This window comes from Chitinophaga oryzae, from assembly GCF_012516375.2.
In the GTDB taxonomy this organism is placed as follows: domain Bacteria; phylum Bacteroidota; class Bacteroidia; order Chitinophagales; family Chitinophagaceae; genus Chitinophaga; species Chitinophaga oryzae.
The window spans coordinates 566,406-590,861 of the sequence record NZ_CP051204.2 but is presented as its reverse complement, the minus strand read 5'-3'; the positions used below and the strand labels follow the sequence as shown (position 1 = coordinate 590,861).

At 50.0% G+C, this 24,456-nt stretch carries 27 protein-coding genes; 12 read left to right on the top strand and 15 right to left on the bottom strand.

Annotated elements, in window-relative coordinates; all coding sequences use genetic code 11:
- Nucleotides 1-24 precede the first annotated feature (24 nt).
- The 3 genes from HF324_RS02485 to dtd form a co-directional block, all read right to left on the bottom strand.
- The gene (locus HF324_RS02485; protein WP_168809166.1) at nucleotides 25-981 is read right to left on the bottom strand and encodes a YihY/virulence factor BrkB family protein; all 957 of its coding nucleotides are present in this window, start codon (nucleotides 979-981) and stop codon (nucleotides 25-27) included.
- 78 nt (nucleotides 982-1,059) lie between these two features.
- Nucleotides 1,060-1,386 (bottom strand): nucleotide pyrophosphohydrolase, encoded by a 327-nt coding sequence (locus tag HF324_RS02480; RefSeq protein WP_168809164.1) that lies wholly within the window; start codon nucleotides 1,384-1,386, stop codon nucleotides 1,060-1,062.
- Between the two features lie 54 nt (nucleotides 1,387-1,440).
- Entirely contained in the window at nucleotides 1,441-1,893 is a 453-nt protein-coding gene (dtd, locus tag HF324_RS02475; protein ID WP_168809162.1) for a D-aminoacyl-tRNA deacylase, read from the bottom strand.
- Between the two features lie 173 nt (nucleotides 1,894-2,066).
- On the opposite strand from dtd, the gene arfB reads away from it, so the two are divergent.
- Nucleotides 2,067-2,465 carry an alternative ribosome rescue aminoacyl-tRNA hydrolase ArfB gene (arfB, locus tag HF324_RS02470; RefSeq protein ID WP_168809160.1) on the top strand — a complete coding sequence of 133 codons (399 nt, stop codon included), beginning with the start codon at nucleotides 2,067-2,069 and terminating at the stop codon, nucleotides 2,463-2,465.
- Between the two features lie 32 nt (nucleotides 2,466-2,497).
- Nucleotides 2,498-4,030, top strand: a complete 1,533-nt coding sequence (locus HF324_RS02465; protein ID WP_168809158.1) for an oligosaccharide flippase family protein — start codon at nucleotides 2,498-2,500, stop codon at nucleotides 4,028-4,030.
- Nucleotides 4,031-4,123: 93 nt separating this feature from the next.
- Here the strand turns inward: HF324_RS02465 and HF324_RS02460 are convergent, their stop codons facing one another.
- Nucleotides 4,124-4,762: an MBL fold metallo-hydrolase gene (locus tag HF324_RS02460; RefSeq protein WP_168809156.1), complete on the bottom strand. Its 639-nt coding sequence runs from the start codon at nucleotides 4,760-4,762 to the stop codon at nucleotides 4,124-4,126.
- 58 nt (nucleotides 4,763-4,820) lie between these two features.
- Between HF324_RS02460 and HF324_RS02455 the strand changes: the two genes are divergently transcribed.
- Nucleotides 4,821-8,237, top strand: coding sequence for a TolB-like translocation protein (locus tag HF324_RS02455; protein WP_258539403.1), 3,417 nt, complete (start codon nucleotides 4,821-4,823; stop codon nucleotides 8,235-8,237).
- Between the two features lie 217 nt (nucleotides 8,238-8,454).
- Here the strand turns inward: HF324_RS02455 and HF324_RS02450 are convergent, their stop codons facing one another.
- The 5 genes from HF324_RS02450 to HF324_RS02430 all read right to left on the bottom strand — a co-directional run bounded on the left by HF324_RS02450 (nucleotide 8,455) and on the right by HF324_RS02430 (nucleotide 11,853).
- Entirely contained in the window at nucleotides 8,455-9,126 is a 672-nt protein-coding gene (locus tag HF324_RS02450; RefSeq protein WP_168861861.1) for a DUF1361 domain-containing protein, read from the bottom strand.
- Nucleotides 9,127-9,157: 31 nt separating this feature from the next.
- Nucleotides 9,158-9,523: a diacylglycerol kinase family protein gene (locus tag HF324_RS02445; protein ID WP_168861860.1), complete on the bottom strand. Its 366-nt coding sequence runs from the start codon at nucleotides 9,521-9,523 to the stop codon at nucleotides 9,158-9,160.
- Nucleotides 9,524-9,526: 3 nt separating this feature from the next.
- Nucleotides 9,527-10,852 (bottom strand): cell envelope integrity protein CreD, encoded by a 1,326-nt coding sequence (gene creD, locus HF324_RS02440; RefSeq protein ID WP_168809150.1) that lies wholly within the window; start codon nucleotides 10,850-10,852, stop codon nucleotides 9,527-9,529.
- 54 nt (nucleotides 10,853-10,906) lie between these two features.
- A complete protein-coding gene (locus tag HF324_RS02435) occupies nucleotides 10,907-11,134 on the bottom strand; it encodes a transcriptional regulator (RefSeq protein WP_235021535.1) in 228 nt (75 codons plus the stop codon).
- Nucleotides 11,135-11,208: 74 nt separating this feature from the next.
- Complete coding sequence (locus HF324_RS02430) at nucleotides 11,209-11,853, bottom strand: hypothetical protein (protein ID WP_168809148.1); 645 nt, start codon at nucleotides 11,851-11,853, stop codon at nucleotides 11,209-11,211.
- A 229-nt stretch (nucleotides 11,854-12,082) separates the two neighbouring features.
- Here HF324_RS02430 and HF324_RS02425 point away from each other — a divergent pair, with 229 nt between their 5' ends.
- From HF324_RS02425 to HF324_RS02415, 3 genes are all read left to right on the top strand, one after another.
- Entirely contained in the window at nucleotides 12,083-14,497 is a 2,415-nt protein-coding gene (locus HF324_RS02425; RefSeq protein ID WP_168809145.1) for a DUF5686 family protein, read from the top strand.
- The gene (locus tag HF324_RS02420) at nucleotides 14,497-14,886 is read left to right on the top strand and encodes a hypothetical protein (RefSeq protein WP_168861859.1); all 390 of its coding nucleotides are present in this window, start codon (nucleotides 14,497-14,499) and stop codon (nucleotides 14,884-14,886) included. The genes HF324_RS02425 and HF324_RS02420 overlap by 1 nt, the downstream gene beginning before the upstream one ends.
- 113 nt (nucleotides 14,887-14,999) lie before the next feature.
- The gene (locus HF324_RS02415; RefSeq protein WP_168861858.1) at nucleotides 15,000-15,503 is read left to right on the top strand and encodes a hypothetical protein; all 504 of its coding nucleotides are present in this window, start codon (nucleotides 15,000-15,002) and stop codon (nucleotides 15,501-15,503) included.
- Nucleotides 15,504-15,578: 75 nt separating this feature from the next.
- On the opposite strand, the gene HF324_RS02410 is transcribed toward HF324_RS02415, so the two are convergent.
- The gene (locus HF324_RS02410) at nucleotides 15,579-16,760 is read right to left on the bottom strand and encodes an aspartate aminotransferase family protein (protein ID WP_168861857.1); all 1,182 of its coding nucleotides are present in this window, start codon (nucleotides 16,758-16,760) and stop codon (nucleotides 15,579-15,581) included.
- 85 nt (nucleotides 16,761-16,845) lie between these two features.
- Here HF324_RS02410 and HF324_RS02405 point away from each other — a divergent pair, with 85 nt between their 5' ends.
- The 3 genes from HF324_RS02405 to HF324_RS02395 are packed head-to-tail and all read left to right on the top strand — an operon-like array spanning nucleotide 16,846 to nucleotide 17,722.
- The gene (locus HF324_RS02405; protein WP_168809133.1) at nucleotides 16,846-17,376 is read left to right on the top strand and encodes a gamma carbonic anhydrase family protein; all 531 of its coding nucleotides are present in this window, start codon (nucleotides 16,846-16,848) and stop codon (nucleotides 17,374-17,376) included.
- Nucleotides 17,377-17,418: 42 nt separating this feature from the next.
- The gene (locus tag HF324_RS02400; protein WP_159456017.1) at nucleotides 17,419-17,568 is read left to right on the top strand and encodes a hypothetical protein; all 150 of its coding nucleotides are present in this window, start codon (nucleotides 17,419-17,421) and stop codon (nucleotides 17,566-17,568) included.
- A 13-nt stretch (nucleotides 17,569-17,581) separates the two neighbouring features.
- Nucleotides 17,582-17,722 carry a hypothetical protein gene (locus tag HF324_RS02395; RefSeq protein WP_168809131.1) on the top strand — a complete coding sequence of 47 codons (141 nt, stop codon included), beginning with the start codon at nucleotides 17,582-17,584 and terminating at the stop codon, nucleotides 17,720-17,722.
- On the opposite strand, the gene rsgA is transcribed toward HF324_RS02395, so the two are convergent.
- The 5 genes from rsgA to HF324_RS02370 form a co-directional block, all read right to left on the bottom strand.
- Nucleotides 17,723-18,658 (bottom strand): ribosome small subunit-dependent GTPase A, encoded by a 936-nt coding sequence (gene rsgA, locus HF324_RS02390; protein WP_168809129.1) that lies wholly within the window; start codon nucleotides 18,656-18,658, stop codon nucleotides 17,723-17,725.
- Between the two features lie 121 nt (nucleotides 18,659-18,779).
- Nucleotides 18,780-19,790: a vWA domain-containing protein gene (locus tag HF324_RS02385; RefSeq protein ID WP_192023221.1), complete on the bottom strand. Its 1,011-nt coding sequence runs from the start codon at nucleotides 19,788-19,790 to the stop codon at nucleotides 18,780-18,782.
- 25 nt (nucleotides 19,791-19,815) lie between these two features.
- Nucleotides 19,816-20,823, bottom strand: coding sequence for a hypothetical protein (locus tag HF324_RS02380; RefSeq protein ID WP_168861856.1), 1,008 nt, complete (start codon nucleotides 20,821-20,823; stop codon nucleotides 19,816-19,818).
- 25 nt (nucleotides 20,824-20,848) lie between these two features.
- The gene (locus HF324_RS02375) at nucleotides 20,849-21,718 is read right to left on the bottom strand and encodes a DUF58 domain-containing protein (RefSeq protein ID WP_168809125.1); all 870 of its coding nucleotides are present in this window, start codon (nucleotides 21,716-21,718) and stop codon (nucleotides 20,849-20,851) included.
- 9 nt (nucleotides 21,719-21,727) lie between these two features.
- Nucleotides 21,728-22,729, bottom strand: coding sequence for an AAA family ATPase (locus tag HF324_RS02370; RefSeq protein ID WP_168809123.1), 1,002 nt, complete (start codon nucleotides 22,727-22,729; stop codon nucleotides 21,728-21,730).
- Between the two features lie 249 nt (nucleotides 22,730-22,978).
- On the opposite strand from HF324_RS02370, the gene HF324_RS02365 reads away from it, so the two are divergent.
- The 3 genes from HF324_RS02365 (at nucleotide 22,979) to gcvH (ending at nucleotide 24,453) form a co-directional block, all read left to right on the top strand.
- Nucleotides 22,979-23,317 carry a hypothetical protein gene (locus HF324_RS02365; protein ID WP_168809122.1) on the top strand — a complete coding sequence of 113 codons (339 nt, stop codon included), beginning with the start codon at nucleotides 22,979-22,981 and terminating at the stop codon, nucleotides 23,315-23,317.
- A gap of 8 nt (nucleotides 23,318-23,325) precedes the next feature.
- Entirely contained in the window at nucleotides 23,326-23,988 is a 663-nt protein-coding gene (locus HF324_RS02360; RefSeq protein ID WP_168809119.1) for a peptidylprolyl isomerase, read from the top strand.
- A gap of 84 nt (nucleotides 23,989-24,072) precedes the next feature.
- On the top strand, nucleotides 24,073-24,453 hold the full coding sequence (gcvH, locus tag HF324_RS02355; RefSeq protein WP_168809117.1) for a glycine cleavage system protein GcvH: 381 nt from the start codon (nucleotides 24,073-24,075) through the stop codon (nucleotides 24,451-24,453).
- The last annotated feature ends 3 nt before the right edge of the window (nucleotides 24,454-24,456 follow it).

The following is a 24,456-nucleotide window of genomic DNA, read 5'->3' as shown; positions in this document are numbered from 1 at the left end:
TATATCTTAATAAAAGGTATACATTTACCCTTCTTCTACGGTGTCAGACGGGGCGGGCGGCTCATGGGGCACCTCTACCTGTTTTATCCAGACAGCGTAGTCATTGGGATAGATCTCCCTTCCGGAGTGGCGTATATATACCCGGGTAAAGACCGCCCCGAAATAAAGGATGGCTGCGGAATAGTATACCCACAGCAGTATAATGACCACTGAGCCGGCGGCCCCGTAGGTAGAGCTTACCTTGCTGGCGCCGAGGTAGTAGCCGATGGCGAATTTACCGATCATGAACAACACGGCGGTGGCGATGGCGCCCACCCTCACATCCTTCCATTTGATCCGGGCATCCGGCAGCACTTTAAAGATAATGGTAAACAGGGTGGTGATCACCAGGAAAGGTACTACAAGGTCGGCCACATATACGATCAGCGTAGTGGTGAGCTTGGTGGGGATCAGCTGGGCCAGTACGTTCCGGAACACCTCTACCAGGCCGTTCACCGCCAGCGATACCAGCAAAATAAAGCCCATGCTGACTACCAGCGAAAAAGAGAGCAGACGGTTGATCAGCATGCGCAGCAGGCCGTTTTTCTTGGGTTTTGATTTCAGGCCCCATATAAAATTGATGGAGTCCTGTATCTCCGCAAACACCCCCGTGGCGCCGATAATCAGCGTAACGAAACCCACCATGGTGGCCCAGCTCATATCGTTGGACAGAGTGGCGTTGCGGATCATGGACTGTATCTGGATGGCGGCCTCGCTGCCAACCAGCCCCTGTATCTGTCCGTAGATACTGCCTTCCACGGCATCCTTGCCCAGGAACAGGTCACAGAAGAAGATGATAATAATGAGCATGGGAGCTACAGAGAAGATAGTGTAGTAGGCCAGCGCAGCGCTGAGCTTCATCACTTTATCATCTATAAAAGCACTGCCGGACTCTTTCAGCACCGTCCAGAGCAATCGTAATTTTCCCGGTTTTGTGTTCATGCTGCAGGTTTTTACCCACAGGAAGCAAAAAACATGCGTAGGCATCCGCTTCCTGTGACATAGGCGTAGAGAAGGTGACTATTTCAGTTTAGGATTGTTGGTATGGCGGGTAGCGTCCCGGATGTTTTTCTTTTCGAAGTTCTTTTCCAGCGCTACGGTCATATCGATGCCCGTTTGATTGGCGATACACAGCACCACCCACATGACGTCGGCCAGTTCATCGGCCAGTTCCCGTTTTTTATCACTCTCTTTAGCAGACTGATCACCGAACTGCCGGGCCATCACACGGGCCACTTCACCTACTTCTTCCGTGAGGATGGCCATGTTGGTCAGTTCACTGAAATAACGTACACCGGTAGTATTGATCCAGTTGTCGATCTTTTCCTGTGCTTCCTGTATAGTCATGGATAATGAATTGTAGTGTTTAAAGATAATGGATTGCAGGATAATGAATTTATCTTATTCCCGCTGGTGGGTGTCGATGATGATGGTGACCGGCCCGTCGTTTACCAGCGCCACTTTCATATCGGCGCCAAATATGCCGCGCTGGATAGTGGTGCCCAGGTCCTGCTCTAGCTGCGCGATCATTTTCTCATACAACGGGATGGCCACGTCCGGTTTACTGGCACGGATATACGAAGGCCTGTTGCCTTTTTTCGTAGAGGCGTGCAGGGTGAACTGGCTTACCAGCAGTATGTCTGCATGCATGTCTTTCACCGAAACGTTCATCACGCCGGCATCGTCATTGAAAATACGGAGGTTGACGATCTTGCTGCTCAGCCATTGGATGTCTTCCTGACTATCTGCGTCCTCTATGCCCAGCAACACCATCAGGCCTTGTCCGATCCGGCCGGTAACAACACCGTCGACCGTTACGGAGGCTTCTGATACACGCTGTATAACTGCTCTCATAGCTAACCTGTTTTAATCGAGCGGGAAATTAACACAAACCGTCGTAACATCTCCTGCTTTTGTATGCTTAACGGTAAACATTTCCCTCCTCCTGCCCCAATCAGGCAACCCGCTGGCAATCTTGATATTGCGGGCCAATTAACGTAAATTTGCATTACAAAAAAGAACTATACATGAATATCAATGTTACACCTGAGCTCACCTTTCGTACGGCCCGCAGCGGTGGCGCCGGCGGACAGCATGTGAACAAGGTGGAAACCATGGTGGAGGGAGCGTTTAACATAGATGCTTCCACCCTGTTAACCCCCGAACAGAAACAGCTGCTGCACGAAAAGCTGGCCAACCGCATTAATTCGGAAGGCATCCTGCAGGTAAGGTCACAGACCGCCCGCACCCAGTTGGGCAACAAGCAGGAGGTTATCTTCAAGATCAATGACCTGATCAGCAAGGCGCTGATCCCCCGCAAGAAAAGAATAGCGACCAAAATACCCAAAGCGGTGGTAGAAAAACGGATACAGTTCAAAAAACGGTTATCTGAGAAAAAACAGCTGCGGAGAGGCAATTTTGAGTAACGGCATTTGTAATTTGTATAAAAATATAGGGTTTGAGCATTAAAAAACTGGCAGGACAGACGGTTTATTACGGGTTGAGTAATATTGTGAGCAAGCTGCTCAATTATTTCCTGACGCCTTTTTACCTCGGCATATTAACCAGGGCCTCCTTCGGGGAGATGTCTAACGTGTATGCCTATATCCCCTTTGCCAATATTGTGCTCACCTACGGCATGGAGACGGCCTTTTTCCGGTTTGCCAAACAGGAAAACAAAGCCCACGTGCTGGGTACGTCTACCATTTCCCTGCTGCTATCCACCATTTCCATCACCATCCTGCTGCTGTTCCTGCGGGAGCCGGTGATCAACTCGTATGCGGGGGAACTGGCGGGGCTCACAGGACACCCCTCTTTTTACACTTATATTGTGCTGCTGATGGCCTTCGATGCGCTGACCGCCATCCCTTTTGCGCAACTGCGGCTGGAAGGCCGCCCGGTGCGCTATGCCGCCATCCGGGTAGCCGGTATCCTGACCACTATCTTTTTCAATATCTTCTTCCTGGTCATTTGCCCAAAGCTGGCTGCTGCCGGGCATCAGTGGGTGCCCAGCCTGCACAGCGGCGCCGACCAGACAGGATATATTTATTTGAGCAATATGCTTGGGAGCGGACTTACCCTGCTGCTGTTCCTCCCGCAGATACGAAAGATAGAATGGAAGTTTGACCCCGCGCTCTGGAAAAAAATGATCCATTATGCCCTGCCCCTGATTGTTGTGGGTATGGCCGGCATGGTCAACGAAACGTTCGACAGGGCCTGGTTCCTGCCGCAATTCCTGCCGGGCGACAATATGGAGGCCAAAAAAGAGGTGATAGCCCTGTATAGCGCCAACTACAAGCTCGCCATTCTCATCACCATGTTCATACAGGCGTTCCGGTTAGGGGCCGAGCCATTCTTCTTCAAACAGGCGGAAGGTGCGAACCCCCAAAAGGTATATGCCCGTATTATGAAGCTGTTTGTGGTGATGCTGTGTTTCATGTTCCTTTTCGTCAGCCTGTACCTCAATGTATGGAAGGTATTCCTGCGGGTGCCCTTCTACTACCAGGGCATGAAGATCGTCCCGGTACTGCTGCTGGCCAACATGTTCCTCGGCATTTATTATAACCTGACCATCTGGTTTAAACTGACCGACCGCACCAAAACCGGCGCGGTGATCACCCTGATCACGGCTGTACTGGCTTTCCTGCTCAATTACTGGTGGATACCGGTCATGGGCTACTATGGCGCGGCGCTGGCCACCATGGTATGTTATTTTGTACAGATGGTGGTTTGTTACGTCTGGGGCCAGCGTTATTACCCGATACCCTACCATCTCCCTAAGCTGATCACCTACATCGGGCTGGCTGTGATCACCTATTATGTATTCAACTGGCTGAACGCCAAAGTACTTTCTCCCGGCGACATTTACGCCCTGAAGCCGCTGCCGCTGGCGGTAGCCACAATGTTCTTTGCCGCCTATGCGTGGTTCATCTTCCGCATGGAGAAAAAAGAGTTCGCCAAAATGCCGTTTATCGGAAAGTACATCAAATAGATGTAGGGATTTTTTGATTTACGGATTTTTTGATTGGGGGAAGGGCTTTGCCAGGTTTCCCTAAAATCAAAAAATCCGTAAATCAAAAAATCCCTAAATGAGGAACGGGTTGTACTTCTTCTCAAATCCTACCGTTGTGGCGGGACCGTGGCCGGGGAATACCCGGGTATCGTCCGGCAATACAAACAGCTTTTCCCGGATACTGTTCAACAGGGTGGCATGGTTACCGCCGGGCAGGTCTGTACGGCCAATGCTCTGATAAAACAGGACGTCTCCTCCGATCACGAAGTGCTGGTCAGCGCAGTAGAAGGAGATGCTGCCGGGGGAATGGCCGGGGGTGAAGAGCACGTCCAGCTCATGATCGCCAAAGGCGATCTTTTCACCCTCCACGATGTAACGGCCCGGCATAGGAGAGGGGTCAAAAGGCAGGTTATACATCGAGCCCACCGCCTGGGAGTTGTCCATCACCACCTGTTCCTTTTCATGGAACTCGGGTTTTACCCCATAGGTCTCCGACACCAGTTTGTTTCCAAAGATGTGATCAAAGTGGCAGTGGGTGTTGAGCAATCTCGTAACATTTAACTGTTCCGTTTGTATATATTGCAATAATTCTTTTCTTTCGTCCTGAAAATAACAACCCGGGTCTATAATTATACATTCCCTTTTTCCGTTAATAAGCAGGTAGGTGTTTTCCTGAAGAGGACCAAAAGTGAATTGTTGGATTTCGATCATTGTTACCTGATTTTTAGCTAATTTTAAAACAGATCACAATATTATCAATACTTTCTGTATGAACAGATTTATTACCAGGTTATTATTCGGTGCCCTATTACTTGGAACATTTGTTACTCAAGCCCAGACCAATACAGTTGAATTCGGCCAAAATCGCGTTCAGTTCAAGAATTTTAAGTGGAGATACTATCAAAGCCGGCATTTCAACACCTATTTCAGCCAGAACGGGCTGGAACTGGGCAAGTATGTGACCCAGGTAGCCGAAAAGGAATTGCCCGGAATAGAGCAGTTCATGGAATCCAATCCCCGACAGCGCATCAATATTGTGGTCTATAACAGCTTCGGGGAGATGAAACAGTCCAATATCGGTATTGGCGTGGACTGGCAGAACACCGGGGGCGTGACGAAGCTGGTAGGTAATAAAATGATCGTTTATTTTGATGGTAACCATGAAAACCTGCACCGGCAGATCCGGCAGGGGATAGCCCGCATTTTGCTGGAAACCCTCCTCTTCGGGGAAGATATAGGTGAATTTGCCGGTAACGCCGCCCTGATAGATTTCCCCAAATGGTTTACCGACGGCTTTATCGCCTACGCCGCCGAAAACTGGAACGCCAAGCTGGACGAGGAACTGAAATCCGTGCTGCTGTCCGGCAAATACAACAATTTCAACCAGCTGGCCTACGATAAGCCGCTGCTGGCCGGCCAGGGCTTCTGGTATTATGTGGAAAGCAAATATGGTAAAGACGCCGTTCCTTACCTGATGTATATCACCCGTATCAACAGGGGCCTGAAAAAAGGCTTTGAGCAGGTGCTCAACCAGACACCCAAAAAAGCCACGCAGGACTTCTTTGTTTTTTACCAGAAACGCTTTGCCGAAGATAACCGCAGACGGAAAACATCTGCCAAAGGCCGCACCATTGTGGCCCAGGAAATCGGCAAATCCGACTACTATCGCTTCAACCCCAATCCTAAAAACAACTCCTATGCCGTGGTGGAATTCAAAAAAGGCGTCTACCGCGTACAGATACAACTGGGCTGGAACAAACCCAAAGTACTCCTGCGCAGCGGTGTGATGCAGCTGGCCAACCAGGTGGACCCGAACTATCCGCTGATGGCCTGGAACACCAAAGGCAACCGCCTTGCCGTTGTATATGAACATGAAGGCAAGACCAAACTGATGGTCTACGACCTCATCACTAAAACGACCCTACGACAGGACCTCCCGCAGTTTGACCGCGTGGTGGACTTCAAATACATGCCGGTACAGGAAAACACCCTCCTGCTGTCTGCCATCAAAAACGGACATACCGACATTTTCACCTACAGCATCAGCAATTCCAAGACAGATCATATCACCAACGACGTATACGACGACCTGGACCCGTCTTTCGCGGCTTTCCCGGGTAAAAGCGGTATCATCTACTCCTCCAACAGGCCCGTGCCTAAAGGAAGAGGCAGCGATACCACCCTGCCTAACCGGCCGTTCAACATCTTCATGGTGGACAACTGGAACAAAAGCAGCGAAAAACAGATCACCCAGCTAACCGACCTGAAGTACGGCGATGCCAGGCTGCCGATGCAGTATAACACCACCCACTTCACCTTCGTGTCAGACGCTAACGGTATCCGTAACCGTTATGCCGGTTTCTTTAAATCCAAAAACGCCGGAGTGGACTCGCTTTTCTTTGTGGGCTCAGAGATCCTCCACAACCCGGAGAAAGAAGAACTGGATTCTGCCCTCGCCGCCTACGGCACTACCGCCCCCGATTCCGTGCAGGCGGTAGCCATTACCATGGACTCTACCTACACCTTCCCGATATCCAACTACCCGTACGGTATCCAGGAATCCCGCATCACCGGCGAGCAGGGAGAAGTATCTGAAGTGGTAGGTTACGCCGGTATCAAACGGTTAATGAAGCTGAAAGTAGACACCAACGTGCTCAAGAAAAGGAACATCACCGCCAGACCGACGAACTATCGCAGGGCGGAAATGCATGCCGACAGCCTCCGCCTGGGTTTGCCCACTTATAACGAGCAGGCGCCTAAAGACACGTCTACCCATACCAACTTCTTCCAGAACGAATTCAGCAACGAACCGGCAGACACCACTACCAGCCGTAATAACATCGGCAGTACGCCGTCGTCTTCCATACCGGGCCTGTTTGAAAAGAAAAGAGAAGAACCGGTACTCAAAAAGGCGAAAATGTTCCCGTATAAGTTCAAGTTTGCCTCCGACTACCTGGTGCTGCAACTGGACAACTCTATCCTGATCAACAAATACCAGCCGTTTACCGGTCCTCCGTCCGGCCCTATCCGTTTGACCGACCCGGTGAATGGTTTAATCCGTATAGGCGTCAGCGATCTGTTTGAAGACCTGAAGTTCAACGGTGGTTTCCGTATCCCGTCCTCCCTGCAGGGATCTGAATATTTCTTCACGGCCAACTACCTGAAGAAACGTTTCGATTACAAGTTCACCTACTACCGTAAGGTAGACAAGAACAGCGACGTGATCGTCAGCGATCCGCAGCTGGGGCAGTTCAGGGCGCCGGCCAAATTCATCACCAACCTGTACCAGGTGGAAGCCCGTTATCCGTTTGACCAGGTACGAAGCATCCGTCTGTCTGTTGGCTACCGTACCGACAAGCTGGTGACCCAGGCCGTGGAAAAACCATCCCTGCTGAGCAAAAACTACAGTGAGAGCTATGCACTGGGACGCCTGGAATATGTGTATGACAATACCATCAATCCGGCGATCAACATCTGGAACGGTACCCGTTACAAAGTTTACGGAGAAATCAACTCCCAGCTGACCAACGGTGGCCTGAATGAGATATTCAACCCGAACGCGCCCGCTACCGGCGGACGGTTCACCTATAATATGGGCGTTGACATCAGGCACTACGAGAAGATCTACCGCAACTTCATCTGGGCTACCCGCTTCTCCCTGGACATGTCCTGGGGCACGCGTAAGCTGCTGTACTACCTCGGTGGCATCGACAACTGGCTGAACCCGCAGATCAACACCAATACACCGGTGAATATGAGCGCCAATTACGCATTCCAGACGCTGGCGGAGAACCTGCGTGGTTACAAACAGAATGCGAAGAACGGTAACAACGTGATGCTGCTGAACACAGAATTACGCCTGCCGGTGTTCGCCACTTTTATCGAGAAACCTATCAACTCCGCTTTCCTGCGCAACTTCCAGGTGACCACCTTCATGGATATCGGCACTGCATGGAATGAGAAGCTGAGCTTTAAAGACGCCAATTACACCAACTACAATGACGATAACGGCGTGGTGACCACCCGCATCAAAGAAGGTTTCCTCGGTCCGTTTATCGGTGGTTATGGCTTCGGCGCCCGTACGACCATCGCCGGTTACTTCCTCCGTGTAGACGCCGGTTGGCCGATGGTAGCGTTCTTCCGCGGCAGCCCGATCTGGTATTTCGGCATGGGAGTGGATTTTTGATTTACGATTTACGATTTTTTGATTTCTGGATTTCGGGTATCATAAAAGCGAATAAGAAACGACCGAAGCGATTAAATGTCGCTTCGGTCGTTTCTTTTATTATAATTCGTTGTTATGGTCCCCGAAATCAAAAAATCAAAAAATCGTAAATCAAAAAATGTTATGGTCCCCGAAATCCCGAAATCAAAAAATCGTAAATCAAAAAATCCCAAAATGATCAGGTGGATTGTTTTCGGAACAGCGGATACATGAGGCTGAGGAAAATGCCCATGCAAACGGTGAAGGCCCATGCGCTGCGGTTTTCTACCGGGTGCAGTACGATGTCTCTCATATCACCGAGGAGCGTCAGCGGATCTTTTACCACGTCCCAGCTGTTGTAGCGGAGGTAGCGGCCGATGTAAACGCCCATGCCGCAGAGGAACATTACCGGGAAGGTGAACAGCCATGCCGGCCAGCGGGTGTGGCGGGCGCGCCAGAGGTGTTCCATGCTGCGGATAGACATGTAGCCGAGTATCATGCCGTTCCAGGCAAAGGAGAAGATGAGGAACAGGTCGAACCAGAGGGGAACGCCGCCATCAAAAAGGTGGAACAGGTCTGTGAGGATATAGGGCGCGTTCGGAATGAACAGCAGCCAGGCCACGAAGCAGCTGTACCAGGTAAGCCGGTTGCCGGTTTCAGCGGGATGTTTTTCCATCCAGCGGGTGATGGCAAAGGGCACGTATGCCAGGAAGAGGTTCCATACCAGCGATACGCGCAGGTAGGTACCGGAATGGTATACGCGATAGCACAGGAGTGCCAGGCTGAATAAGATAGAAAAGTACAGCGTATATGTTTGTTGGTTTTTCGTGATTCGCTGCCGGATCAAACGGAAGATGCCTTTCAGACGCATGGTTTCTGATGTTTTAATGATGAATAACCGTTTACAGGATATGGGGGATAAATATCAGTGCGCCGATGCCGACGGCGGCGATGGCGGTTATCAGCACGGCTCCTGCCGCCACGTCTTTGATCCACTTTACACGCGGATGGTAGTCGGGCGACAGGTGGTCCATGATTTTTTCTACGACGGTGTTCAGCATTTCCGTGATCCAGACCATCGCGATGGTAATGATCAGCAAGATCCATTCCATCCTGGAGAGCTTATACCAGCAGCCGGCTGCCGTTACCGCGATTGTAGCCACCAGATGGATGCGGGCGTGGGGTTCACTGCGAAGAAAAGCCGCAATACCGCTGAAAGCATATCCGAAACTGGCCAACCGTCTGCTGAAATAAGAATCTTTCCTCATATTTTATTGTACTGTTGATTTCTCAGATAATTTGTCCCATTTGATCGTTCTGCTGAAGTACATGATAGCGGCCAGTGTAAGGAAGAGTCCGATGCTTCCCATCAGGAGGGCCTGGTCTTCCGCGCTGATAATCACATAGATAAAACCGTACAACAGCAGCAAGGTACCACCGATGCCTGCAGCGATACGGCTGTTTTTATAGGCGCTGGCCACATAAAGGGTTATCAGGGCAATGGTCAATCCGCTGGCGATCAGGTAGGCCAGTGCAAAGTTAAGCTGTTCTGATATGGATATCAGCAGGGTATAAAAAATACAGAGGGCGAGGCCTACGAGGGCATATTGCAATGGATGAATGGCGCGGCGTTGGGAGAGTTCAATAAAATAGAAGATGATAAAGGTGAGCCCTATCACGAGGATGGCGTATTTCACCGCTCTGATGGACTGCTGGTAGCTTTCAGCGGGCATAAAAAATTTAATGCCGAAGTCCGCGCTGTGGATATCGTATTTGTTGCCGGCCCAGCTCTGCGGGTATTCACGGTTCAGGTCCTGTATTTCCCAGGAGGCGCTGAAGCCTTTTGCGTCCACGCGGCGGTCTTTCGGCGGGAAGGCGCCGTCGAAGCTGGGGTCGGGCCAGCTGGAGCTGGTATGTACAGTGGTGGTTTTACCGACAGGGGAGAAGCTGATCCTGCCGGAGCCTTTCACGCCTACCTCCACGGTGAAGCTGCCCCCGAGGGCCGCGGTATCGCCGGAGGCCAGCGATACCGGGGACTGTATCCCGCTTTTGAAGAGGTCAGTATTGACCACGCCGGGGCTGAAAGGAAATGTTTTCCCGTTCCAGACCATTTTAACCTGGTTGTCTATGCCACGCAGGTCGGTGATGCCCATGATAATGGATGCCTGGTCCCATTTCAGTGCGGATGGCGGTACGCCTGATTTGTAGAGGGCGGTGGGGCTGAAGGTGCCGCTCAGCTGCATTTTGGCGTCGTAGACCGCCACGCTGAAGATGCCTCTTTTAAGTTTTTGGGGCAACAATTCGCCATTGATTTTTAATTGTTCAGGCAACAGGTACACATAGGTACTGTTGGCTGAACCGGCAACGGTATAGGGAATGGCCAATATAGGCCCGGTAATGTGCTGCTCGTATCCCCAGCGGCTGCTGACTTCTTCCACGGCAGAAGCCTGGCGGTCCTGGCGTTCGCGGATAACGTCCATGATCATGGCGGTAGGAATCAGCAGTACCATGACCATAATGAAGATCACTATCGCCTTAAAGGCGTAGGCATAACGGCTAAAGAAAGAAGGGTTGAGTTTGTTTTCAGGAACTTCCATGGTGTTTACTTTTTTAAAAGTACTTTGTGATTCAAAGTAAAAAGGCAAAAAAAATTATTTCGTGAATTTGATCATATGTTCGAGGGCCACCAGGTGGCCTTTAAACGCTTTTTCGCCGGCAGCGGTAATAGCGTAGGTGGTATTGGTTTTACGGCCAATAAACCCCTTGTATACTTTGATATAGCCGTTTTCTTCCAGCGTATTGAGGTGGGAAGCCAGATTGCCGTCGGTTACCTCCAGCATCTGTTTAAGGTCATTAAAATTGACCTCGTTATTTACCATTAAGACACTCATTACACCCAGTCGGATGCGGCTCTCAAATATCTTGTTTAAATTACCGATCGGATTCATGCTAATTATTGAATGCTTCCCTTTCTCTCATATTTCAGCCACATTGCAATACCATAAATGATGTGCAGCACACCAAACCCCACTGCCCAAAAATAAAGCCCTTTACGCAAAAGGAAAAGGTTGCCGATACCCAGCAGGACTTCCAGGACGCCCAGGTAACGTAATTCCGGCAATGTGTACTTACTGGCATTCACCAGCGCCAACCCGTAAAACACCAGGCAGGTAGGGGCTACCACCGCTTCCATGTGATTGTATAGCAGTCCGGCTGCAAAAGCGCCGCCTGCCGCCAACGGGATACAAAGGTTGATCAGCACCTTGCGGGTGGTCACGTCCCATATAGGCAGATTGTTTCGCCGCGCCCTGCGCCAGGTGAAGAAAAGACCTCCGGTTATCGCAGCCGCCATCACTACCAGTGCCGTTACGATCAACTTAACTTTCAGATCGGCATAGTCTGCATCATTGTACACGCCGGTGCTGTCCCAGCGCTCATAATAAGCCACCAGCCACACACGCGCCAGCCAGGCGCCCACCAGGGCACACAGTCCCGCAGACACGCCACTCAGCCCGCTCAGCGAAATAAACCGGCTGCTGCGCTCCATGATACGCTTGATGTCCGTTAACGTCTGCAGATGTTGTTGATCTTCCGTCATAGTGAAAAGCACTTTGCAATACAAAGCTAAAATAATTTCTGTTAATTCAAAATATATTTTTTTCGTCATAACTGCGTTACCTTCAGGTAAGCAACTATACAGATTAGCGTTAAATACTCTAATATTGTTGTCAGATATGTTTGGTTGGAAAAGAATTATAGCAGTCCTAATAGGCATAAGCGTTTGGTGTACGGAATTGAAGGCGCAGCAATATAAGGTCAGTGGAACAGTGAGAGATGCGCACTCACAGGAAATCATCCCCTTCGCTACCCTTCAGTTTGATGGTACGCAAACCGGTATGGTGAGCAACGCTGAAGGAAAATTTTTATTCGAGTTAAATGTTATCCCGTCAGATTCACTACTGGTCAGGGTAATGGGGTATACTATTCTCAAAATGCCGGTCGACCGCACGCTGAAAGAACAGACCATCAATTTTGAAGTCACCCGCTCCGATGTATCCCTGAAAACATACGAAATAAAAGCCAACGTTAACTTCGCCCTGATCCTCCTCAAACAGATCGTCAAACATAAACCGGAAAACAACTATAACCGGCTCGACAACTATAAATACGAAGTATACAACAAACTGGAGCTGGACATGAAAAACCTGAACAAGGAAAAACTGTCCAAAAACCGGTTCACCAAACCCTTTGCTTTCATTCTTAATAATATAGACAGCACGTCGGAAGACAAACCGTTTTTACCCATCTTCCTGACAGAATCGCTGTCGGACTATTATTTCCAGTCCAGCCCCCGCAAAACCAAAGAAATCATCAAAGCCGCCCGAACGTCGGGCATCGACAACGAAAGCGTCACGAAGTTCCTCGGCGGCATGTACCAGAACATCAACGTTTACAATAACTTCATCCCGGTATTTGACAAGCAGTTCGTGAGCCCCATCCACCACAACGGCGCCTTTTATTACGACTATAAAATAGCTGACACACAATATATCAGCAGCCAGCGGTTCATCAAACTTAATTTTACGCCTAAACGAAAAGGAGAGAACACTTTCATCGGTGATATCTGGGTGCATGACACCACCTACGCCGTGATGAAAGCCACGATGTCCGTTCCGAAAGACGCCAACATCAACTTCGTCCGCCGCGTGAGCATGGTACAGGAATTCCGGCAGCTGCAGGACAGCACCTGGTTCCTCTACAAAGACAAGTTCGTGGCCGATTTCTGGGCGCCCAGCCCCAAACCGGGCAAGACCTTCGACTTCATCGGCCGCAAAAGCACTACCTACGACAATGTCATTACCAATGACACCGCCGCCACCAACATCTTCGGTGACAAAAAATACCCGGAGGCCGTCGTAGTGCTCGACAGCGCCCGCGTCCGCAAAGAGTCTTTCTGGGTCGACAACCGCCCTGACACCCTCAGTAAAAATGAGATGGGTATCTACAAAATGATCGATACCCTGCAGCGGATGCCCCTCTTTCAGAAATATTCCAATACCATCCGCTTCCTGGCCACCGGCTACAAACCGTTCGGGCCCATCGAATGGGGTCCTTACTACTACCTCTTTTCCCAGAACCGGCTGGAAGGGTTCCGCCTGCGGCTGGACCTCGGCACCACGCCTAAGTTCAACAAAGACCTGTACCTGTACGGGTACCTGGCCTACGGCTTTAAAGACAATGTGTATAAAGGTAAAATGTCCGCTCTCTGGCTGCTGAAAAGACATCCGCGGATGTACCTCTACGGCGCCTATACCAAAGACCTGGACAATGGCTCCCATTACTATGACGAAGTTGGTACAGATAACATCTTTACCCTCGCCATCCGCAAAGGCGGCATTCCGCAGAAGTTCCTGATGATACAGGAACAACGGCTGGAATTCTTCAAAGAATATTACAGCGGTTTCTCGCACCAGATCACCCTGTTGCACAAACAGGCCAGGCCCTACGAGCCGTTGCCCACCGCCAATTTCTATCCCAAAACCGTTAGCAGCCGCGATCCGCTCACCACCACAGAAGTGGAAGTAAAACTGCGCTGGGCTTTCCACGAACAATTCCTGGAAGGCAACTACTACCGCATCAGCCTTGGCAGTAAATATCCTATCACCGAACTGAAGCTCGCCGCAGGCATCCCGGGTATCCTCAACAGCGGGCAGCAGTATCAGCGTGTATCCCTCAGCGTATCCGACTATGTGAAACTGCCTCCTTTCGGCTCCCTGTACTATAACGTTTTTGGCGGTAAGATATTCGGCACCGTGCCTTATACTTCGCTCGAAGTACATCCCGGCAACGAGATCTACTACTACAACAAATACGCCTTCAACATGATGAACCGCTTCGAGTTCCTCAGCGATCAATATGTAGGTTTTAACGTGGAACACACCATCGGCAACGGTATCTTCGGATATATCCCCCTGATCAAAAAGCTGAAATGGCGCCAGTTCTGGACCGCCAAAGGCGTAGTGGGCTCGCTCTCCCAATCCAATAAACAACTGAACCTTTATAACGGTTACCCTTTCCGTACCCTACAGGGAAATCCCTACCTCGAAGTCGGCACGGGTATCGAAAACATTTTCAAATTCCTGCGGGTGGATTTTATCTGGCGCGTGGCTCCCGACGTACTCCCGGACGAACCGGCCAACAAAAAATTCGGTGTATTCGGCAGCTTTAAATTACAGTTCTGATGAAGAAAGACGTCACACACGCCGCCCTGTTCGATACGCTGTTATCAGGCGAAATCGGCGACAGCTATTACGACCTGCAGAATGACTTCGAATGCATCCGTATCACCTACAGCCTGATGGAGAAGAAACTGGAGCTACGGTTCACCAACGACGATGACAGGATAGTGATTACTTTCCTCGATGCACGGATGGCCGGCTGTAACCTTCACCCCGTGCAGCCTCGCAGCATTATAAATCTCTTTCACCGCGGCCATTTTGAAATGAATAACAATCATCACGAAATGACTTCCAAAGGGGAATATTATTACTGTTTGTCATTTTCGGAAGATGATAAGCTGGAAGTATTTGCGAGGCAGGTGGTGATGGAGATGAAGAAGTTGAATAGTTAGACCAGCTGCATATAATTAAAGCGGTAGTACAAATTCATTTGTACTGCCGCTTTAAATTTAAACCTGATTAAAATATGGCTTGAGTGACCGTTATAAAGGGAAAAACAGCTTAAATGAAACAGGTTCGAATTTTTCTTTTCCTACTCATCTCAGTATTATATGGCTGTAACTATTCTTTATTTGTCAACAAAGAAAGAATAGTTAACACCAGAGTTGGGTACCTCGTCTACTACAGAGATCAACAAATTTTCTTTCCGGTAAAAAAAATAAAAGAAGAAGATCAATTTTCACAAATTGAACATCTTACCGGATATGAAATACATTTCGAACAAGACGCTGAAGTATACAAGAGCATTGCCAACAAATACTACATCGGATATACTTACAGATATGGATCGGAAATACTCACCAGAAAAGACTCCATAGGAATAATCCCCATGGAAATCAGGTCTCTTCCTTATCATCATAAAGGGAAAAAAGAATTATACACATTAACTGTCAATCATAACGAGACACCTAAACAACTTCGCTATTACAACAGTAACAACGAGGGTGTTCTATCAGTTTATCCGGTTTTGAAAAAAGATTTAAAACGGCTGGCAGACTATTACCGTTGACATAAACAGGAAGGCCCACCAACAAACATATTGGATGGGCCTTTATAATATCCTCAATTCTCCGTGGTCACCTGATCAGATCCTATCCAACCCCTCACAAATCACCTTACACGCCTGCACGATCTCCTCTTCTGTAATAATCAGCGGCGGCGCTATGCGCATACACTCTGCCGCGAAAAGGAACCAATCCGTGAGCACACCATTGGCTATACAGTAGTCAATCGTTTTTTTATTGACTTCGAAGCTTTCGAGTTCTACCGCCATCATCAGGCCGAGGGAGCGTACCGCTTTAATGGCCGGGTGCTGCAGGTGTTTGCGGAACAGTTCTCCTTTGGCTTTTACATCTTTGATCACCTGTGATTCCAGCAGTGCATTGAAACCGGCGAGACCGGCGGCGCAGTTCACGGGATGGCCGCCAAACGTGGTGATATGGCCCAGTACCGGGTTGTTGGTGAGGCTCCACATGATGGTGCGGGAGGAGATGAAGGCGCCCAGCGGCATGCCGCCACCGAGGGCTTTGCCGAGCAACAGGATATCGGGGATGATGCCCAGTTGTTCAAACGCCCAGAGGGTACCGTTGCGGCCTAGGCCACACTGTACTTCGTCGAGTACCAGCAGGGCGCCGGTTTCATTACATTTGGCGCGTAAAGCGTGTATCCATTCCGGTTGGGGAACGATGACACCGCCTTCTCCCTGTACGCTTTCTGCGAAAACCGCAGCGGTGTTACGGGTGATCAGTTCCAGGGAAGCGTAGTTGTTATACTCGAGGTGTTGTATGCCCGGGAGCAGCGGACGGTAGGCGTTGCGCCAGTATTCATCGCCGAGGATGCTGAGCGCGCCTTGTGTGGAACCGTGGTAGCTGCGGTTAAAAGCGGCTATTTCTGTTCTGCCGGTGAAACGTTTGGCCAGTTTCATGGCGCCTTCTACGGCTTCTGCGCCGGAGTTGGTAAAATATACGCAGTCGAGGTTTTCGGGAAGATGTTGCGTCAGCGCTTTGGCATAAGCTACCTGTGGCGACTGTACGAATTCTCCGTATACGAGCAGGTGCATATACTGCTGCGCCTGTTCCTGGATGGCTTTCACCACGGCAGGGTGACAATGCCCCATGTTACATACGCTGATGCCGGCAATCAGGTCCAGGTACTTCCTGCCGTTGGCATCCCACATGTACATGCCTTCTGCTTTAACGATCTCCAGTGCCAGCGGCGCATCTGATGTTTGCGCCACGTGCTGCAAAAAAAGTTGCCTGTTGTTCATATCTCTTACATTCCCTGCGAAGGTAGAAAACAACGGCTAATTAGTAATTGTTATATTTGTAATATTCAGATTAAAACTATCAGTTATGTCTCACATTATACCCTTAAGAGGATTTACTCCGAAGATTGCAGAAGGCTGCTTCATTGCGCCGAATGCCACTATTGTCGGCGATGTTGAAATGGGCAAAGGTTGTACCGTGTGGTTCAATGCCGTGGTACGCGGCGATGTGAACAGCATCCGCCTGGGCGAAAACGTAAACGTGCAGGACGGCGCCGTGATCCACTGCACCTATGAGAAATCCAAAACCATCGTGGGCAATAATGTGTCTATCGGCCACAATGCCATCCTGCACGGCTGTACGGTGGACAACGACGTGCTGATCGGTATGGGCGCCATCGTCATGGATAATGCACATATCAGCAGCAACAGCATCATCGCTGCAGGCGCAGTGGTACTGGCAGACACCCATGTGGAACCGGGCACCATCTGGGCCGGCGTTCCCGCCAAAAAAGTGAAAGACATCGATATGGCCCTCATCAAAGGGGAAATCAACCGCATCTCCAAAAACTACAATATGTACGCCTCCTGGTATACGGAAGGAGAGCAACAACCATAACGCTTTAGGAAAATTTATTATATTGCAGGCAAATATCCCACTATGAAAACGTTTATTTGCCTGCTCCTTTTGGCTGCCATCGTGCTGCCAGGCTGCTCTTCACAGAAATACGGCTGCCCCGCCACCAGCTACAATAAAAAAGATTTACAGCGCACCAACCGCAAAGCAGGCAAACAAATGCGTTTATTCTAGTAAAACCCGTACTATGCGCAAAATAATCGCCCTTGCCCTGCTCGCAGCCGTTGCCCTCACGGCCTGCCGCACACAAAAGAAAGGATGCCCCCAGCCCAAACGCAACTGGGGTGCAGAGAAAGTACTCGATGAATTAGGGAAACCGAAAAAATAACTAGTACTGTTCCTCCTCTATCGTTTCGAGGATCGTGGCATAACTCACATAACGGTCGGGATCAATTTCCCCGGCCTCAACAGCCTCTTTTACCGCACAGCCGGGCTCGTTGATATGCAAACAGTTATTGAATTGACATTGGGAAAGATAAGGCTGCATTTCCAGGAAATAGTGGGATAGCTCCGCTTTGTCGATATCCACGATACCGAATTCACGCACACCGGGGGTGTCTATCAGACAACCACCATCGGGCAGGTCATACATCTCCGCGAAAGTGGTGGTGTGCAACCCTTTACCGCTCCAGCCGCTCACGGCGGTGGTACGCAGGTCCAGCCCAGGTATCAGATCGTTGATCAGAGAGGATTTCCCCACGCCGGAATGGCCGGACATCAGGGTGGTCTTACCTTTCAGGATCGCCCTGATCTCGTCTATCCCCTCTTTCTCCGTGGCGGAAATAAGTTTCACCGGGTAGCCTATATCGGTATACAGCGCTTCCATGGCCTCAAACAACTCCATTTCCTTCGGCCGGTAAATATCTTTCTTGTTGAACACCAGCACGGCAGGGATATGATACGCCGCTGCGGTGACCAGGAAGCGGTCTATAAACCCCTGAGAGGTACGCGGCTCGCGGATAGTGCCTATCAGCATAGCCTGGTCCAGGTTGGCGGCGATGATGTGCTTTTTGTTACGCCCGTGCGGGGAACTGCGCACAATGTAATTCCGGCGTTCGCCGATTTCCGTGATCATGGCATTTTTGGCACTGGCGTCACTGTCATCGGGCACAATCTCCACTACATCGCCTACGGCAATGGGATTGGTGGAAGTGATATCCTCATTTTTTTTGAAGATACCTTTCATCCTCGCCTGGAATGTTTCGCCTGTGGTGGTTTTCACCACATACCAGCTGCCTGTTGATTTATATACTGTTGCTTGCAATAGTCCGGAAATTTATACCCCCAAAGGTAAATGTTTCATCACGCAAAGACAAAAAGAGAGCAAAGGCCGCAAAGGGATCACCTTTTGCTGTCTTTGCTCTCTTTTTTTATCTCTGTGTGACTTATGGTAAACTTCTGAACAGGGAATAACGCAGCACTACTTCCAGCAGGATACAGGCCAGCGCCAGCATCGCCAGCGGGAAGAAATGTTCTGCATATCGTTTATAAGAGGTGATTTCCACTTTTGTTTTTTCCAGCTGGTCGATCTCTGCGTAGATGTTCTTCAGATCGGTGGTATTGGTGGCGCGGAAATACTTACCACCGGTCTCTTTAGAGATCTTTTTCATCAGCGGTTCGTCGATCTGTACATCCTGCATCACCATTTGCACGCTGCCGTCAGCCATCGGCATCGGGAAAGGTGCTTTGCCCTGGGTGCCCACGCCAATGGTATACACTCTTATTTTAAAAGCTTTGGCTATCTCCAGCGCGGTGAGCGGATCTACCAGGCCGGTATTGTTCACACCATCTGTCAGGAGGATGATCACCTTGCTTTTAGCGTGACTGTTACGCAGACGGTCTACCGAAGTGGCGAGGCCCATACCGATGGCGGTACCGTCCTGCAGCATACCGCTTTTGACCTGCATGATCTGGTTTTTCAGCACGGCATGGTCCGTGGTGATAGGGCATTGCGTGAAACTTTCGCCGGAAAATACTACCAGCCCGATACGGTCGCTGATACGTTTGTCGACGAAGTCCATCGCCACTTTTTTGGCGGCCTCCATCCTGTTGGGCTGCAGGTCTTCCGCCAGCATACTGCCGGAGATATCGATGGCCATTACTATATCGATGCCTTCGCTGTCGATGTTTTCAGAGGTATTGGAGGTCTGTGGCCGCGCCAGCGCTGTTACGAGGGCAGCATATGCCAGGATGCGCAGGGCCAGCAATAACGGCCGGAAACGCACCTTCCAGGATACCGGCAGCCCTTTGAGACCAGCAACGGACGATACCTTCATCACACCCTGCGCTTTCTTCCGCCGGGCAATGCGCCAGTATATCATCACCGGTATCAGCAATAACAGCCAGAAGAAAACCGGGTAGGCAAATTCAATATTTTTCCACGCTGAAAAATCCATCGCTTAAATTCAGTTAAATGACTAATTACGCACCTGTCTGCGGCTTCTGTTCAGGCGCAGCAGGCGCTTGCGCTGCCGGCTCTTCTTTGGGCCTTGTCCATTCGAGGATCTCTTCGGCCTTGTTCATACAGTCCTCATGCTCATCGGCAGTAGGCTGTAATTTGGCAAACTTGGCAAGGTCCGCAATAGCCAGCAGGGCGCGTAATTTATCCCGTTGCTGGTTTAATTTGGTTACCGGCTTGATATTGATCAACAACTCCTCAGAGGTCTGTTCCAGCGCCGCAATACCAAACTGGTGTTCAAAATAGGTACGCAAAATATCTGTCAACCGGGTATAATACTGTTTGATGTCCCCCTGCTGCCACAGTTGTTCTTCTCTGAGGGATTTCAGCTGCTGCCGCGCCAGGTCGTAAGGGCTTACCAGCGGCAGTTTCACCACCGGTTTCTTTTCCGGCCGTTTGCGGAAATACAGCCAGAGGCCCAGCGCTATCAGCACTACGGCTGCACCGATGGCGATATACAGCCAGTAATCCCAGATATTCCAGGGAACTGCCCGTACCGTTTTGATCGGTTTAAAGGCTTTGGTGGTATCTACCGATACGGTATTAACATCGATGCCCAGCGGCTGGCTGAACAGGGTATCTACGCTGTTGGCGCCGGTAGCGCCGTATACTTCAAATTTCTGCGGGGGAAACTCCCAGTGGCCGGAGTCGAAGCTGGTAACGGTGAGCGTTTGCTGCAGCACCTTCATGTCCTGTTGTGTGACGGTGTCCACCTTGGAGCGGGTCACCACCTCAAAATGGTCCAGGGAGTCCGGCACGATGGGTAACAGCAGCCTGAATTCGGGCTTGTTGAACACCGCTGCCGGCACGGTGGCCTTCAGATGCAGTTTCACCTGTTCCCCGATCCGGATGCTGCTGCTGTCCGCTTTGGCGGTCACTTCGAGGGTATTCTGCGCCAGCAGGCCTAACGGGAACAACAACCCAATAAAGAAAGATAAAAGTATACGTCTTATCACTTGCTGTTTATACATGTCTGAATTTGCTCTCCTTAATAACTTACGCCCTGTTCAGGAAAAATGTCTGCAAAGCTTTTACATAGTCTTCATCGGTACGGATAGTCATCAGCTCTGCACCGCTTTTCATAAAGGCATTTTTGCAATATTGCGCATGTTGGGCAAACTGGTGTTCGTAATACTGCCTTACCCGGCGGTCAGCGGTGTCTACCCATTGTGTGGCGCCGGTTTCGGCGTCCGCCACCTGGATAAGCCCCACAGGAGGCAGCTCCCGGTCGCGCTGGTCATATACCTGGATGCCTACCATGTCGTGCCTTTTGGCCGCTATGTTAAGCGCGTCCTGGTATTCGCCGGACAGGAAGTCGCTCAGCAAAAATACAATGCTGCGCTTTTTGGCGGCATTGTTAAAGAAGCGGAGCGTTTCCTTGATATTGGTACCTTTTCGTTTAGGCGTGAACGATAACAGTTCACGGATAATGAACAGGATATGTGATTTACCTTTTTTGGGCGGGATATATTTTTCCATCCCGTCGCTGAAGAAGATAACACCTACCTTATCATTGTTTTTGATGGCCGAAAATGCCAATACGGCGCACAGTTCGGTGATCAGTTCCCTTTTGTCGCGCTTCTGTGTGCCGAAGGAGGAGCTTTCGCTCATATCCACCAGCAGCATCACCGTCAGCTCTCTTTCTTCTTCAAAAACCTTCACAAAAGGGTGATTGAAACGTGCGGTCACGTTCCAGTCGATAGACCGTACGTCGTCCCCGAAGTGATAATCCCTCACCTCGCTGAACGACATGCCACGGCCTTTGAAAGCGCTATGGTATTCGCCTGCAAAGATGTGGTTGGTAAGCCCTTTGGTCTTGATTTCTATCTGTCTTACCTTTTTGAGTATTTCGGCAGTGTCCAACATGATAAACGATTATGGCACTTCTACGGCGTTGAGAATTTCGCTGAGGATGTTTTCGCTGGTCACGTTCTCCGCTTCTGCTTCATAGGTAAGGCCTACACGGTGGCGCATCACGTCAAAGCAGATGCTGCGTACGTCTTCCGGGATCACGTATCCTCTGCGTTTCATAAAGGCATAAGCTTTGGCCGCCAGCGCCAGGTTGATGCTGGCCCTTGGAGAACCGCCATAGGAGATCAGTGGCTTCAGCTTCTGCAGTTTGTATTCTTCCGGGTTACGGGTAGCGAATACGATATCGATGATATATTTTTCGATTTTCTCGTCCATGTACACTTCCCGCACCAGCTTACGCGCTTCCAGGATATCGGCCGGCTGTATTACCGCGCGGATAGGAGTGGAGGCTTCCGGGTTCAGGTTCTGACGGATAATGTGTCTTTCTTCTTCCTTGGTAGGGTAACCGATCACTACTTTCAGCATGAAACGGTCTACCTGGGCTTCCGGCAGGGTATAAGTACCTTCCTGTTCTATCGGGTTCTGGGTGGCCAGTACCAGGAAGGGGTCGTCCAGTTTGAAGGTGCTGTCGCCGATGGTGATCTGTCTTTCCTGCATGGCTTCCAGCAGGGCGCTCTGTACTTTGGCCGGGGCGCGGTTGATCTCGTCCGCCAGGATAAAGTTGGCGAAGATAGGCCCTTTCCGTACCACAAACTCATTCTTCTGCTGGTTGTAGATCATGGTACCTACCACGTCTGCCGGCAACAGGTCGGGCGTAAACTGGATACGGCTGAACTTCGCATTGATGGCGGATGACAGTGATTTGATAGACAAGGTTTTTGCCAGACCGGGAACACCTTCGAGCAATACGTGCCCCTGTGCCAGCAAGCCGATGAGCAATCTTTCCACCATATAGCGCTGCCCCACAATTACCTTGCCCAGCTCCATGTTCAGGAGGTCCACAAACGCGCTGGCCTGGTGAATTTTTTCATTCAGTTGCCGGATATCGGACGATGTATTTTCCATGCTGTTAGTTTTTCAAGTGTGCTAAAATAAACATTCTCTTGTCAAATAAAACTTATCACTATGTGAAATGGCCGTTAAAATGCTGTTAAACTTGCTCCTGTGGCCCATTCCCATAAAAATCAGCATAACGGGGATGCCCAAATTAAGAAAGCTCCCGCATATTTATATAATATTTTTCCGTATAACGTACATTTGCCGTGGCTATGAGCCACTTAAACACAAACACTGACCCAAAAAACAGGCAATATCATGGAAGATCTTGAGAAGCGGTGGAAACCCGTAGAAGATATGCTAACGGCCAGGTTCGGGAAAAAGCCCAATATGGAAGCGATCCTGTTCCTCATCGGCGTTAATGAAATCAATCATCTGAAGAAGAAATACACGAAAGAACAGAAACAGGACCTGATGCATGTGGCTGTCTGTACCCTCCTCAGCAAAAGCGGGTATTATGAAGTGGATGGCTACGACAAAGACGGATGGCCCCATTTCAAAGAGCTGCAGCCCGTCCCCAAATTCAACCTCGAAGAACAGGAAGCTTTCCTGAAGGAACATATCATCGAGTATTTCGCAGACGAAGAAGAAGCATAATCCACCGTATGAAAAAAATCGTACTCCTTTGCACCTTATTGCTCGCCATCAGCGCCATGGCCATGGCCAAAAACAGGAAAGTAAAGGTCATCACGCCCTATGGCACCATGGTCATCCGCCTGTACGACCAAACGCCCAAACACCGGGATAATTTCCTGAAGCTGAGCAGGCGGCATTTCTACGACAGCACGTTGTTCCACCGGGTGATCAAACAGTTTATGGTCCAGGGTGGCGACCCCGATTCCAAAAGGGCCAAAGCCGGCGCCGTGCTGGGAGAAGGTGATGTAGGATACACCGTGCCGCCTGAATTCCAGCTGGACTTGTTCCATCGTAAGGGCGCGCTGGCCGCCGCCCGCGACGACAACCCCGCCAAGGCTTCCTCCGGGTGCCAGTTTTATATCGTACAGGGGAAAGTCTTTACGGACGAGGAGCTGGACAAGCTGGAGAAAACAAGGCTGGGCGGCCGTAAGATCCCGGTAGACCAGCGGGAGATCTACAAGACAGAAGGCGGGTCACCACATCTTGACCAAAACTATACGGTATTTGGCCAGGTGATCAAAGGCATGGAGGTGATCGATAAAATAGCCGCGGTGAAGACAGACAGCCATAACAGGCCACTGGAGAATGTTCCCATGAAAATAAGGGTGATCAAAAAATGGCTCTTTTTTTAAAGAAGATCACTTTAAATATCGAAATCAAAAAATCCGCAAATCCCTAAATGATTTGTATTTTTACGGCTCAAAACCAAACTTATTATGAATTTTCCGTCAAACCTGCGTTACACCAAGGATCACGAATGGGTTTTATTAGAAGGTAACGTTGCTACAATCGGCATTACCGAGTTTGCACAACGCGAATTAGGTGACATCGTATTTGTTGATATTCCTACTGTAGGTAAGACTTTAGGCGCCGAAGAGGTATTCGGTACCGTAGAAGCAGTAAAAACTGTTTCTGACCTGTTTCTGCCCGTAGCTGGTAAAATCGACACTGTCAACTCCGACCTGGAAGGCGAACCCGAATTGGTAAACAGCGACCCTTACGGCGAAGGCTGGATGATTAAAATGACCGTTTCCAACCCTGCCGATGTTGCCTCCCTGCTGGATGCTGCCGCATACCAGGCATTGCTGGGTGAATAATTA